This is a genomic window from Nostoc sp. CHAB 5715 (assembly GCF_020829685.1).
Lineage (GTDB): Bacteria > Cyanobacteriota > Cyanobacteriia > Cyanobacteriales > Nostocaceae > Nostoc.
In genome coordinates this window covers 1-11,484 of record NZ_JAIVFR010000099.1, presented here as the reverse complement: position 1 = coordinate 11,484, position 11,484 = coordinate 1, and the positions used below count along the sequence as shown (strand labels likewise).

The following is an 11,484-nucleotide window of genomic DNA, read 5'->3' as shown; positions in this document are numbered from 1 at the left end:
TCATCCTCAAGAATTCGTCGTTTATTAATTGCCGCGATCGCAGTACCTTCTATATTGGGGTGGGTAATTGTTGAAGGTCAACGGGCAGGACAATACGATCCGGCTTTTGCAGTATCGGTATTTGCGATCGTCCTGATTGTGATTTTTACTATTTTGATTTGGGAAAGTGCCAGGGTTATTGAACACTTCAGCCATCAACGCGATCTTACCCAGGAAACACTCAGAACCTACGAAGCTAAACTGGGAAGTTTTGTAGATTCTAACGTCATTGGCATTCTGTTGGGCGATGTTTATGGCGGTATCCAACAGGCAAACGACGAATTCTTGAGGATGATTGGTTACACGCAGGAGGATTTGTTAGCAGGTAGGTTAAGTTGGCACAATATCACACCACCAGAGTATTTATACTTGGATGAGCGAGGTGTCGCGGAAGCAAAGGGAAGCACCAACGCTGCTTGTACGCCTTACGAGAAAGAATATATTCGCAAGGATGGTAGCCGTATCCCGGTTTTAGTTGGTTACGTGCTGCTAGGAGAAAACCGCGACGAGGCAGTAGCATTTATCCTCGACTTGAGCGAACAGCAAGCTGCGCTACGCGAACGCAAGCAAGCAGAAGCAGAGCAACAAAAATTAGTATCGCTGGTAGAAAATAGCTCTGACTTTATCGGCATCGCTACCCTTGAGGGTCAATTACTCTACATAAATGATGCAGGTCAAAAGCTGGTAGGGCTTTCCAGCCTTGATGAAGTCAGGCAAAAGCCAGTATTAGATTACTTCATGCCCAAAGACAAAGCCTATTTTCAACAATATATACTGCCGACTGTGCTACTACAAGGGCGCTGGCAGGGAGAATTCTGCTTTCGCCACCTCCAAACAGGTCAACCGATACCAATTGATTACAATATCTTCACTGTTACAGACAACAAGACAGGTCAGCCAATTGCCTTAGCAACTGTGACTCGCAACATCAGCGAACAAAAACTAGCTAAGGAACAAATTCTACAACTAAACAAGGATTTACAGCGCCGCATTACTGAGTTACAAACTCTGTTGGAGGTAATTCCTATTGGAATTGGCATTGCCGAAGATCCAGAATGCCAAAATATCAAGGTCAACCCTGCTTTTGCCAAGCAGTTGGGAATATCGTCAGATACAAATGCCTCCCTCAGTGCTCCCTTGGACGAAAAACCGACAAGCTTTAAAGTCTACCGCGAGGGAAGGGAATTGTCAGCAGATGAACTCCCAATGCAGTACTCTGCTGCTCATGGTGTTGAAGTTCTAGATTGTGAGCTTGATATTATCCATGAAAATGGAAAAATTGTCAACCTGTTGGAGTACATTGCACCCTTGTTTGACGAAGAGGGTAAAACCAGAGGAAGCGTTGGTGCATTTTTAGATATTACGGAGCGCAAACAGGCAGAGGAAGTACTCTTAAATCAGCAAAAATGGCTAGAGGATGTGTTAAATCTGATGCCAAGACCGTTGCTGTTTATTGAACCAGGAACGGCGCGGGTAACTTTTGCCAATCGCTCTGCTAACGAATTAGCTGGGGGGGAATTTCCCAAAGGTGTACCAGCCGCAGAGTATCATACAGTCTACCATTATACAGATGCAGCTGGCGATCGCATTCCCAATGAACAAATGCCAGGAGTGCGGGTTGCCCTTGGCGAACGCCTGAATGGATTGGAGGTAGACTGGTACACTCCCGGCGGTGTGCGTTCTCTACTAGTATTTGCTGATACCTTGCCAGCAATGCACGGTCATCCAGCTACCTGTATCTTGGTGTTCCAAGAGATTAGCAACCTCAAGCAGGTAGAAAAAGCGCTCTCGTTAGGTTACAAAAGGCTAAATTTACTATTTGACACAGCCAACGATTTACTATCAAGCCAAGAACCAGTACTACTAATCGATAGCGTCTACCGAAAACTAAGAGAGCAAATTGGAATAGAAGTTTATTTAAACTATTTGGTTGAGGATAACTCTCAAATAATGCGGTTGAGGTCTTACAGTGGTATTTCCCAGGAAATGGCAAAGGAAATTGAGTACTTGCGATTAGGTCAAGGGGTTTGCGGTACTGTAGCGCAAGAACGCCATTCCATAGCTGTAGAGAATGTGCAGCAATCAACTGACGCGCAAACAGAATTGATTCGCTTTTTAGGCATTACTGCTTATTATGCATACCCATTGATCGCCCAAGGACGCTTGTTGGGTACTCTTTCTTTTGGCAGCCGCACTCTGTTAAGCTTCACCGAGAATCAAAAGGGGATGATGCAAGCAGTATGCGACCAAATAGCGATCGCAATGGAACGAGCTAGTTTAATTGCTTCTTTGCAACAACAAACTGAGCAGTTGCAAGAGGCTAACCGCATGAAAGATGAGTTTCTGGGAATATTATCCCACGAATTGCGATCGCCCCTCAATGCCATCCTTGGCTGGGCGCAATTACTGCAACGAAGTAAGCTTAATGAAACCCTAATAGCTAGGGCTACGGAGACAATTGAACGCAATGCTAAGGCACAAACCCAGCTAATTGAAGACCTGCTGGATATATCACGGATGATGAGAGGCAAGTTACGCCTTAATGTCCGTACTTGTAATTTGCTTCCAATGATTGAGTCGAGCCTAGAGACTGTTAGCCTCGCCGCCCAATCTAAGGAAATCGATTTAACATTTTCCTTTATTCCCTCAAAAGAAACGCGAAATGCGCCACCGGGGATACTCCCCGTGGTCACTTTCGCGCCAAATTCAGATTTGGGATTAGGAATCAATCACGAAAATCTAGAATCAAGAGAAGCACAATCCCAAACCATGTTGGGCGAAAATTCTCAATTCTTAGTATCCGGTGATTTCGAGCGCTTACAGCAAATAATCTGGAATCTGCTATCCAATGCCATCAAATTCACACCCAGAGGAGGACGGGTAGAGGTGCAATTGTCTGTAGTCACTGGCCAAGAAAAACAACAGACAACGGATAAATATGCCCAGATTCAAGTAATTGACACAGGTATTGGTATCAGCGCTGATTTTCTTCCTTGCGTTTTTGATCGCTTTCGTCAAGCTGATAGCTCTAGCACTAGAACCTATGGTGGATTAGGACTAGGATTAGCGATCGCGCGTAATTTAGTAGAATTACATGGCGGTACTGTTTACGCAAATAGTCCAGGTAAAGAACAAGGGGCGACGTTTACAGTCAAACTACCACTTCTGAAGAGTCCACCCCTCCATCCCATTGCCCCTGCACCTCTCTCTCCCTCCACCCCTCTTTCCCTCCTTGGTGTGCGCGTGCTGGTTGTAGATGACCAAGCCGATACTCGTGACTTCATCACCACAATCCTCGAACACTACCAAGCCGAAGTTCAGGCTGTAGCATCAGTAAAAGAAGCATTGCAGCTAATTACACAGTGGAAACCAGATGTTTTAGTTAGCGACATTGGTATGCCCGATGAGGATGGTTATTCTTTGATCCGCAAAGTGCGATCGCAACCACCAGAACTAGGGGGAAATATTCCCGCCGCAGCGTTAACAGCTTATACCAGGGCAGAGGATCGGATGCGAGCTATACAAGAAGGTTATCAGTTACATTTACCTAAACCTATCGAGGCAGCTGAGTTAGCTACAGTAGTTGCCAGACTTGCTGGACGGACTTAGAGAAAATGGGGAATAGGGCTATTTCATTCTCATCTAGCCCGCCTCAGAATAAATTCTGAGGCTAATAGCAAAAGTCGTCTAAAGACGACTAATACCATTTCACTTTAATAATGATACAAATACGCTGCTGTTTGGGCATGGCATTGCCATGCCCTTACGATAAATCTATATGTATCAGGATTTTCGGGAATTGGTATAACCCACATTCCGCACTTCATCGTGTAATACACGTAGATTTCCAAAATCTAGTTAACAATGATTAGATAAACATCACGAAGTACCAATTATTTTAAGTATTAATCCTGAGTAACTTAACCATTATTAGAAATAATTCTTGAAAATAGAGATAATACATTTTGAAGTGCGGAATATGGGGTATAAGAAAGGCTTTTAGTCCACTTTAGTGGACTTAAGCTAAAAGCCTGTGAACTTTAGTTCTGGGCGGTTTATGTTTAGAACGAAATAGCCCTGATGGGGAATAGGGATTAAATTTTACCCCATGTCCCATTTTCTTTGTTACTAATATCAAAATTTATACAAAATACCAATTTTTTCCAAGGTCAATACCTGCATATAAAAATATTTAGATGTATATTTTTATTTCAGTATAAATAATTGTTGTCTTTTGGGGCGATCGCTATTTAAAAGAAGCGGCTTCAATATAGCGGTTCTCGAATGGAAGCACTTTCTTGAAGAAGAATTCTCGCTTGCAGAATTCTTCTTCAATGAGTGGGGAATTCAAAAGAGCCATTAATTCTTTTAACTACGGAGAGTCAGGACTTTTTTGCAGGCGTAATAAGGTATTATAAACCTGCCGTTTTAAAATATCGTTACTTTGTAGTTCTATAGTGATTTTGTTGAACTGCTCAAATCTCAAACCCTTCTCTTCGACAACTTTTTGAGCGTAGGTACAATAATTCATTGCGATATCTTGAGCCTTCTTTGGAAGACCATTTATGCTGTTAGAATCGTTACAAACAATCTTGGGAATTTCTCCATTGCCAATAAGTTTTTTAATTTCTTCAAAGGCATTTTGACGGGCTGGCTCCATTGCTAGCACAGCTTTAGCATAGCTGTTAATTTCAGTATTGTTAACTATTGGTGATGGAGTTTGACTATAAGCTTTTAAACTAAAGGAAAAAGCGTTGGAAATTACACCTACAGTGGCGATCGCGCCGAAAAAGAATGATTGGGAAAGGATTCGCTTTCGGCTAGATCGGGAAAATAAATCAGAAATCTTTTTCATATAGTGTGTGACACAAAACTACATCAGGGATATTATAAGAACGTTGAATTATTTTCGGAGTTGGAAGTTCCAGCAACTGCTCAATACATCAAGCTTTTATATTTGATTGTCAATTCCCTCGGCATACTTGACAAAGTTCGATGACTTTAGTCTGGAGTGTTGGTATTTCTGATGCTCCTTGCTTGAGACTCACTTCTAATTCCAATAGTAGGGGTAGGCAAGAGATTAACTGTTGTACAGAAAGAAGCTTGATTTCTTGCTGTAAAAAGTAGATCCGTTTAGGATTACCGATATCAGCAGCAATAGCGATCGCTTGTTGATTGCGCTCCCCACTTTCTATCATAATCTTGACCCACAGCCATGTGCGAAATTGTCCAATCAGCGTGGCAACTATCCGTAATCCCGGCTCGGAAGCATTGCTCAAATCTGCCAGTGTCGTCAAAGCTTTAGGTGTATCTCCTGTTCTGATTGCTGCCGCTAATTGTAAACTATTTTGGGTAGTATTTCTTACTAATTTGGTAACAGTATCTGTGTCTAAAGGCTTGTTGCTACCTTGAGCATATAGCCGCAGTTTCTCTAACTCATTGTAGAGCAGGCGTGTATCATTTCCTACAGATTCTGCCAACAACTGAGCAGTATTGGCAGTCAGTTTTACACCCACAGTCTGAGCTGCTTGATTAACAGATTGCACCAGCAATTCGGTTTTCCAAGGGGGAATGAGGGGAAATTCTCGGAATTCGGTAGCAAATTGTTTTAACAATTTTGTGGATTTGAGGCGTTCATCGGGCTTGTTGCGGCTGGTGAGCAATAAAAATGAGTTTTCGGGAATGACTCTTAGCGATCGCGCCAGTTCTGCTAACACATTCTCTGGACAGTGTTGGCAAAGAGTAGTATTTATTAGCCATACCAAGCGCCCACCAGCGCCAAAAGTGGGTGTCATGACCTGATTTAACCCTTGGATAGCCGCATCAGCTTGATCTGCGGTGAATGAAGTGTAATTAAAACTTATCCATTGGGGATCGAGGACGCGATCGCGCAGCATAGCGATCGCCTTTTCCATAGCAAAATCATCCTCACCCCAGTAAACATAAATTGGCATAGACTAACCTCGTAGTATATCGGGGAATGAGGGATTGGGCATCCCTTCAGCTTCGCTCAGGGCAAGTGGGCATTGGGCATTGGTGAAGAGTTAATATTTATAACTCCTAACTCCTAACTCCTAACTCCCCACTCCCCACTCCCCACTCCCAAAATTAAATACTTTAAAATCATTCTGTTAATCAAGGTAATTTTCCCTAAAATCTATCAAGTGAGAGCATGAGGCTATGAAGATTGGACGACAACTATCAAACTTACTTAAATCGGTTAGCACGGCTAACGCTGCCAGAAGCCTACAGATCCCAAGTTCAGCATATCCAGGAATCTTCTAAATTTCAGCCACATTCTGGGTTGAGACAAGCAGCGTCCTTTCCTGGCTATACGCTAATTACCCCGCCAGCAGAAGAAGAATCACAAAACTCTGCTTTCTATGCCAAATTACAGACTTACCAACAGGAACTTTTGCAGTTGCCTGTAAGCCGTGATTTGATTGTGCCTCTACCTCCTGCTAGCTTCCATATAACTTTAGCGGATTTAATTTGGGACAATGCTTACCTTGACGCCTGCGAAAAAAATCCCAAATTTGACGAGGAGTTACACTCTTGTTTAGCCGAAACCTTTCGGCAATATCAACAATTGATGACAAACAAGAGTTATCCGATTAAATGGCAAATGCTGGGACTGATACTGATGCCAAGAGCTGTAGCCGTTTGTCTAGTACCCCAAGATCAACGTTGTTACGAGGAAATTATTAAATTTCGCCGAACAATTTATCAAAATCCCAAGTTAATTGCTTTGGGTATTGAGCAGCATTATCACTTCACAGCACATGTTACATTAGCCTATTTTGGGGAGGTTTCATCTGACTTAGACCGCACAAGTTTCAGCACGATGCTTTCTCAATTGAATGAACAATGGCTGTTAAATTTGCCAGAATTTTTGATTAATCGCGTCGAATTGCGAAAGTTTGACAATATGACACGCTATTATCGTGAACCAGACTGGCCGATTTTAGATTTTTAAGTCATTAGTTAGTAGTTAGTAGTCAGTAGTTTCCACTCAGTGACTGCTGACTACTCATTATTAGTTATGTATTCCTGAAAATGAAGCAATTTTCTAAATAGCTTAAAATTACAGCAGTTTTCATGTATTTGAACCACATCTGTTGTAGGGGTAAAGCGCAATGCTCATTGGTGTCAACTTAAGCTAGAAATGGCTTAACTGTTGGCTTCCTCACCCGCCCTGAACTGAAGTTCAAGGCTACAAGCTTTAGTCTACTTCAGTAGACTAAAGATTTTGGGTATATTTAGTCATCTTCAGATGACTTTTGCTATTAGCAAGGAACTTCAGTTCCTTGCGGGACATGGCTTTTACGTTAAGTTGACACCAATGAGCAATGCGCTTTACCCCTACCGCGTGGTCTATTTACCTGAAAATAGCTGTAATGAGAAAATAATTGTCATTGCGAACGCGAGTGCGTCTCGTAGAGAGGAGGAACGACGAACGCAAGTGCGTGTCGCAGATTGTTTAGATGCAGCATTGGAGAATTCAATTTTATATTTATTCACTGGCTAATTCTCGTTTCACTTCTTCCCAAGGAATAGTGCCATTTTTCTTAATATCTTCCCGTCCTTCATGTAAAGCTTTAATATCCTCTTGGTCTTCTGCTTTGCGAATGTCTAAAAGTTCTATAACATCCTCTAAAGTGTCTTCATAAGCTTGTTCTAATCGCTCATAAATAGCTTTAATTAGAGCTTCTTTTCTGGTTGTGGTTTCCATTTTTACCTCTATAATTAGCAAAAATTGCTTTCTCTATGCCGTTATTTGGTTAACTGTGTGTTTGCCAATGCTCTAAATAAAATCTCTAGCCTAAAATTCCGGTTGTTGATAAACAAGATAAACAGCTTCTAAAAATACATCAGGTGTAACAGCTTCTGGCAAGTTTTCTAAATTAATAATAGCTTTAACTTGCTCGGCTAGCTTTAGAGATAGTGATGCTCTTGCCTTTAACGACATTGCACCACGTCGCTGTAAATACTCACGAATCACAGCAAAATCATCTGGCATCAATTGCGATAAATCAGCAATTTCGATTAACTGTTCATGAAGTCCTTTTGCCTGTTCTGAAATTGTCAATGTCGCAGATGCAATGGGTGTTTGGGCTTGAATTACAATTGTGCCAGCCGCTAAATCACCTAAACGCTTTTCTCGACGACTCAACATAATTAAAAAAGCGCCAATAAATAAAGTTTCATCAAAGGGTCGCAGTAAGGCACGTAGGGTTGCTTGTTGTAGCCCGATGAGTCTACCATCATCTCGAACCACGCGAATTTTAGCAACCCGTTTACCAGGGGTTTGCCCAAACCATAAGGTTTCAAAAATTATAAAGTATCCTACGTAAAGAATAAAACTGACAAGGAATGCGATCGCTATCAACCATAAAGTCACTGCGGTGCCGAAAATATCTACCCAAAAATCTCCTAACTGGACTGAAACGATAGACCAAACTGTGAAAAATCCCACCCAAATCACAGCCAAAACGTGATAGTCAATCAGCAGCGCCAAAGCTCGATTACCGATTCCCGCTAAAGTGAATTCCAACTCTACACTTTCTGGAGTCTGGAATGTGATGCGATTAAAAAAGCGCATATTTTAGCTAATTCAAAATTAATTGAGTTGAATTAAGATGTTAAGTTAACGAAAATCTTGCGAGGGAGGTTCTCTTAATTGCAAACCTAGACCTTCACGCCGAGTCCGCAAGTCTAAGTATAAAACAGCTTTTAGTGCTTGCCAGAATGGCATGACTAAAACTCCACCTATCAAGCTTCCAATCCAAGAAATCAAATACACAATTGAGTAGATAGCAGAACCTGGCTCAAGCCCTATTAAGAATAAGCTAGGTATATAGTTTAATACAAATAGCAACGGCAATGTAACGATAAAAGCAACTAAAACGATGCCCACAATGCGAAGTACCGAGGCTTTAGTTAACTCCCAACTTCTAGCGATACTTTCGCTACCATTAATATTTTCCTCAACTGCTAAGGGTACCTCAGCTACTATCCAACGGGAGTAGAACCAGGTTAGGCCCAACAGCACAATACCTACCATTAAAATTATTGCCAATGTGGTTGCGACTACAACGCCTGTAGTACCTAATATGCTTCCTAATACAACTCCCAGCAAGGCACCCACAATACCACCAACGATCACTAATCCAAAATAAATTAAAAGCATTGATATTGCTATCTGAAAACCAACTCTTAAAAATGACCACAGACGCGGATTAACATGGCTCCTGGCGGCTTGCACACTTTCAGGTTGGTAAATCAATTCTCCAAAAGCCAAGCGTGAAATGAGTCCACAGATGGCTGCATATTTTGCCCAGCCATAAATCGGAACTAAAATCCACAAGTGAGCGATCGCAGCCAGTTTCAGATAAGTCTTCAGATGAGAACGATACAATCGCACGGCAGCACTCACTACATTCCCAACACTTAGTGGTTGTATCTGACCGGGAGATCCAAAATTTTCAGACATAATGGCAAATTTACCTTGAAACTACGGAGATGAATTTGAGGTTATCTTAAGCTAAGTTCAACTCAGTGTTCCCAAAATTCATGAATATTCAACGTTGGATTGCGCGACGAGAACCAAATTGGCAGCGTTTGGATGCCCTATTAAGGCAGATAGAAAAAAAAGGGTTAAAGTCCCTACGGGCAGCAGAAATTAGAGAGTTAGCGAGTTTGTATCGTTCAGTAGCGGCAGATTTGGCCCGTGCCCGCACTCAGCAAATCGGCAATACTTTGATACAAAGTTTACAATCTTTAACAACTCGTGCCTATACGCAGATTTACCAAGGTTCGCGGCGACAGGAATGGCAGGCAATCTTAGAATTTTACCGTTGGGGATTACCATCTGTAGTTCAGAAAACATTTGCATATATTGCTGCTGCAACGGCGCTGTTTTTACTGGGGGCATTAGTGGCTTGGTGGTATTCTTGGCAAAACCCCAGCTTTATGACTTTGATCCTACCTGAAAGTTTGATTACCAAGGTGCGAGATGAGCATAAATTATGGATGGGGTCAATTGTCGGCGTTGAACCTCTGGCATCCAGCAGTATTATGATCAATAATCTGTCCGTGTCTTTTGGGGCTGTCGCCGGTGGCATCACGGCTGGGCTATACACAGTCTATTTGATGATTTTTAATGGCTTATTGATTGGTGCTGTTGGTACTTTGGTGGGTCAAAATAATCTGGCTTATCCTTTTTGGGCGTTTGTATTTCCGCATGGTTCCTTAGAATTACCCGCCATCTTTTTTGCTGGGGGTGCAGGATTTTTATTAGCAAGAGCAATCTTATTTCCTGGTAAATATCGGCGTGGGGATGCACTGAAATTTTACGGTTCTCAAGCGGTGCAGCTAGTATTTGGGATTGTACCAATGTTGATTATTGCTGGTGCGATCGAAGGTTTTTTTTCTCCTAATCCCAGCGTACCTGATGCAATTAAATATCTGGCAGGAATGGGATTATTTATACTTTTAGTTATGTATTGTAGCCGCAAGCAAACATGAAATAATTTAGATGGCGGCAGATTGGTAAATTGAAAAATATTTTAGAATAACAATACCTTCGCCATTTTTTTGTAGGTTGGGTTGAGCGAAGCAAAACCCAACGTATTTGTTGGGTTTCGTGCCTCAAGCCAACCTATGAATCGAGGCATTTTTTGATTTGGCGAAGGTATTGAATAAGGTAAATACTTTTTAGTTAAGACTTCACCAGTTAGGACTTAACTATATAAAAAAAGATAATCATGATACAAACATCAAATAAAATATTGAGCTTAGAGGAGTTTCTCGCACTACCAGAAACTAAACCGTATTGCGAGTACATCGACGGTAAAATCATTCCAAAACCTATGCCTCAAGGAAAACATAGCACTATTCAAGGAGAACTCTGTCCCACAATCAATTCTGTTGTCAAAGTGCAAAAAATGGGTTGGGCTTTTCCAGAATTACGTTGCACTTTTGGAGGGCGTTCTATAGTTCCCGATGTTGCTGTATTCTCTTGGGCAAGGCTTCCTGTAGACGAAAATGGTGATATTGCCAATACATTTGCCGCAGTACCCGACTGGATAATTGAAATTCTCTCCCCCGAACAAAGCCATACAAAAGTTACAAAAAAAATCTTACACGCTCTCAATCACGGAACTCAAATGGGTTGGTTAATTGACCCTGATGAGCGATTCATTGCTGCTTATCCTGCAAAACAACAACCTTTACCTTTTGAGGAAAATGAGTCTGTTTTACCAGTGCCAGAGTTCTGTCAGGGGTTACAGTTGACGGTAGGTGATATTTTTGGGTGGTTAAAGGTGACTATGTAACAAATATTAATCGGATTAGTTTAGCATTAATGTTTTAGCCCAAGAGTAACAAAAGATATTCTGTTCACTTAGTTCAACCCAACCTTGTATCTTAGAAACAGTAGTAGAC

The 11,484-nt window shown here is 41.7% G+C and carries 10 protein-coding genes; 5 read left to right on the top strand and 5 right to left on the bottom strand.

The window, feature by feature from the left end:
* On the top strand, window positions 1-3,648 hold a 3,648-nt coding region (locus tag LC574_RS07990), incomplete at its 5' end, for a PAS domain S-box protein (RefSeq protein WP_229452633.1).
* Window positions 3,649-4,411: 763 nt separating this feature from the next.
* On the opposite strand, the gene LC574_RS07985 is transcribed toward LC574_RS07990, so the two are convergent.
* Both LC574_RS07985 and holA read right to left on the bottom strand, forming a co-directional pair.
* Complete coding sequence (locus LC574_RS07985) at window positions 4,412-4,894, bottom strand: DUF4168 domain-containing protein (protein ID WP_229452631.1); 483 nt, start codon at window positions 4,892-4,894, stop codon at window positions 4,412-4,414.
* Window positions 4,895-5,003: 109 nt separating this feature from the next.
* A complete protein-coding gene (gene holA / locus LC574_RS07980) occupies window positions 5,004-5,993 on the bottom strand; it encodes a DNA polymerase III subunit delta (protein WP_229452629.1) in 990 nt (329 codons plus the stop codon).
* Window positions 5,994-6,226: 233 nt separating this feature from the next.
* Here holA and LC574_RS07975 point away from each other — a divergent pair, with 233 nt between their 5' ends.
* The gene (locus LC574_RS07975; protein WP_229452627.1) at window positions 6,227-7,015 is read left to right on the top strand and encodes a DUF1868 domain-containing protein; all 789 of its coding nucleotides are present in this window, start codon (window positions 6,227-6,229) and stop codon (window positions 7,013-7,015) included.
* 297 nt (window positions 7,016-7,312) lie between these two features.
* On the top strand, window positions 7,313-7,567 hold the full coding sequence (locus LC574_RS07970) for a hypothetical protein (protein WP_229452625.1): 255 nt from the start codon (window positions 7,313-7,315) through the stop codon (window positions 7,565-7,567).
* On the opposite strand, the gene LC574_RS07965 is transcribed toward LC574_RS07970, so the two are convergent.
* From LC574_RS07965 to LC574_RS07955, 3 genes are all read right to left on the bottom strand, one after another.
* Window positions 7,553-7,771: a hypothetical protein gene (locus LC574_RS07965; RefSeq protein WP_229452624.1), complete on the bottom strand. Its 219-nt coding sequence runs from the start codon at window positions 7,769-7,771 to the stop codon at window positions 7,553-7,555. The genes LC574_RS07970 and LC574_RS07965 overlap by 15 nt on opposite strands.
* Before the next feature lie 90 nt (window positions 7,772-7,861).
* Window positions 7,862-8,641 (bottom strand): RDD family protein, encoded by a 780-nt coding sequence (locus tag LC574_RS07960; RefSeq protein ID WP_229452622.1) that lies wholly within the window; start codon window positions 8,639-8,641, stop codon window positions 7,862-7,864.
* Window positions 8,642-8,686: 45 nt separating this feature from the next.
* Complete coding sequence (locus tag LC574_RS07955) at window positions 8,687-9,532, bottom strand: DUF485 domain-containing protein (RefSeq protein WP_229452620.1); 846 nt, start codon at window positions 9,530-9,532, stop codon at window positions 8,687-8,689.
* Window positions 9,533-9,612: 80 nt separating this feature from the next.
* On the opposite strand from LC574_RS07955, the gene LC574_RS07950 reads away from it, so the two are divergent.
* Window positions 9,613-10,566: a stage II sporulation protein M gene (locus LC574_RS07950; protein ID WP_229452618.1), complete on the top strand. Its 954-nt coding sequence runs from the start codon at window positions 9,613-9,615 to the stop codon at window positions 10,564-10,566.
* A 239-nt stretch (window positions 10,567-10,805) separates the two neighbouring features.
* Window positions 10,806-11,375, top strand: a complete 570-nt coding sequence (locus LC574_RS07945) for a Uma2 family endonuclease (protein WP_229452617.1) — start codon at window positions 10,806-10,808, stop codon at window positions 11,373-11,375.
* The last annotated feature ends 109 nt before the right edge of the window (window positions 11,376-11,484 follow it).

What these genes read in the sequence shown, in the direction of transcription:
- LC574_RS07985 (WP_229452631.1), bottom strand. Translation starts at nt 4,894, where the DNA reads ATGAAAAAGATTTCTGATTTATTTTCCCGATCTAGCCGAAAGCGAATC.
- holA (WP_229452629.1), bottom strand. Translation starts at nt 5,993, where the DNA reads ATGCCAATTTATGTTTACTGGGGTGAGGATGATTTTGCTATGGAAAAG.
- LC574_RS07970 (WP_229452625.1), top strand. Translation starts at nt 7,313, where the DNA reads ATGACTTTTGCTATTAGCAAGGAACTTCAGTTCCTTGCGGGACATGGC.
- LC574_RS07965 (WP_229452624.1), bottom strand. Translation starts at nt 7,771, where the DNA reads ATGGAAACCACAACCAGAAAAGAAGCTCTAATTAAAGCTATTTATGAG.
- LC574_RS07960 (WP_229452622.1), bottom strand. Translation starts at nt 8,641, where the DNA reads ATGCGCTTTTTTAATCGCATCACATTCCAGACTCCAGAAAGTGTAGAG.
- LC574_RS07955 (WP_229452620.1), bottom strand. Translation starts at nt 9,532, where the DNA reads ATGTCTGAAAATTTTGGATCTCCCGGTCAGATACAACCACTAAGTGTT.
- LC574_RS07950 (WP_229452618.1), top strand. Translation starts at nt 9,613, where the DNA reads ATGAATATTCAACGTTGGATTGCGCGACGAGAACCAAATTGGCAGCGT.
- LC574_RS07945 (WP_229452617.1), top strand. Translation starts at nt 10,806, where the DNA reads ATGATACAAACATCAAATAAAATATTGAGCTTAGAGGAGTTTCTCGCA.